This is a genomic window from Candidatus Sodalis sp. SoCistrobi, assembly GCF_900143145.1.
In the GTDB taxonomy this organism is placed as follows: Bacteria; Pseudomonadota; Gammaproteobacteria; order Enterobacterales; family Enterobacteriaceae; genus SoCistrobi.
The window spans coordinates 1-1,002 of the sequence record NZ_FRDB01000387.1; the positions used below are offsets into that span (position 1 = coordinate 1).

Sequence of the window (1,002 nt, forward strand, 5' to 3'; positions counted from 1 at the left end):
CCCGAAGTGACGGACGACCGGCTGACGGGGTGGGTACCGGCAGAAAACTACGGTATTGCCACGCTATCCGGTCTGTCAAAAGGCGATGTAGCGCTGAGCGCACTACAGGCGGCTAAAGCGCGTATCGCGCTCACTGGTGACCTGAAGGCCAATGTGGCGGTTATCTTCCCTGCCTGGCAGAAGAGCTGGACGGTGGTGAATCAATGTACGGGCAGTGGCTCGCTGATTTGTCGCACGAAAGCGGGTGCAGGGGTTGTCGTACCCAATGGTGAGTCGAGGGAGATTGTTGGCGATGGCAGTGGGCTTGTGCAGCGTATCGTGAATGCCAGCACAACAGTTGCGGGCATCACCCAACTCAGCAGCGCCATAGATAGTGACAGCGAGACCATGGCCGCCACGCCCAAGGCGGTGAAGGCGATCGTGACGAAATCCGTCGTGCCAACGGCGACGGCTGGGGCGCGTCTACCAGCTACACCTCCCCGATCGGGGTTGGCATTGTCGGTGCTTATGCTTCATCTGACCGTACCGATGCACAGCAAAACTCATTCTACGCTAACGGCAGCGAAAAAGCGCAGCAATGGGCCGCCGGTCTGAAATATGACGCCAACAATGTTTACCTGGCTGCCATGTACGGTGAAACCCGTAACGCAACCTACATCACCAACTCCAACCTGCAAATCAATGGCGCTGACGCGACCGGTTTTGCTAACAAGACCCAGCTGATTGAATTGGTTGAATAACCCCGAGTTTATTAGAGAGTAATTTTGGCAATACTACGCCGCTTCCTCTGATGCTAATTGCAAAGCGTAATAGTTCATTTCGGCTTCAGTAGGAGGGATGTAACCCAGCCGCCCGAGCAGCCTTCTGTTGTTGTACCAGTCCACCCAGTCCAGCGTGGCCAACTCCACTTCCGTCCGGTTTTTCCAGCTCCCGCGGTGGATAACCTCCGTTTTGTACAACCCGTTGATACTCTCTGCCATCGCATTATCGTAGGAGTCGCCG

Annotated in this window: 1 protein-coding gene and 2 pseudogenes; 2 read left to right on the top strand and 1 reads right to left on the bottom strand. The window is 55.8% G+C overall.

The window, feature by feature from the left end; all coding sequences use genetic code 11:
* Positions 1–318: 318 nt before the first annotated feature.
* Both CINSTRO3249_RS17850 and CINSTRO3249_RS17480 read left to right on the top strand, forming a co-directional pair.
* Positions 319–378, top strand: a pseudogene (locus tag CINSTRO3249_RS17850) (hypothetical protein); the annotation flags it as partial.
* Between the two features lie 29 nt (positions 379–407).
* Positions 408–734 (top strand): annotated as a pseudogene (locus tag CINSTRO3249_RS17480) (porin); the annotation flags it as partial.
* Positions 735–773: 39 nt separating this feature from the next.
* Here CINSTRO3249_RS17480 and CINSTRO3249_RS16060 read toward each other — a convergent pair.
* A partial coding sequence (locus CINSTRO3249_RS16060; protein ID WP_143146879.1) for an integrase core domain-containing protein occupies positions 774–1,002 on the bottom strand: 229 nt, incomplete at its 5' end.